Below are 321 nucleotides of genomic sequence, written 5' to 3' on the forward strand. Positions count from 1 at the left end.
CTTGTCTTTGCTGGTTTCTCTGTATTTTTTTAATTCCAAGAATGCCATCTTAACCAAATGGTTTTCTTGACCGTTACTTGTGATGGTTAAGACTTCACCCGTCGTGTCCTCTCGCATGCTGAAACTGTGGAAAGCCAAGTCATCTGAGAAGTAATTACTATCGACAATAGCAATAGCGTATACTGGGGCAATGTGTTTGTAACTCTGGTGTGTATCACCTTCTCGTTGACGAATTTTTTCAAGATTTTGATTGACCTGACTGCACAAATAAGCCCACAGGCGATTGATGAAAAAATTCTGATGATGCACCTGAATCTCAAT

At 39.9% G+C, this 321-nt stretch carries 1 protein-coding gene; it reads right to left on the reverse strand.

Going from position 1 to position 321, the window contains the following annotated elements:
• Window positions 1–321: PD-(D/E)XK nuclease family transposase (locus ADI58_RS01775; RefSeq protein ID WP_049521228.1), on the reverse strand; the 321-nt coding region annotated here is incomplete at both ends.

Source organism: Streptococcus mitis (genome assembly GCF_001074635.1).
GTDB classification, from domain to species: Bacteria; Bacillota; Bacilli; order Lactobacillales; family Streptococcaceae; genus Streptococcus; species Streptococcus mitis_E.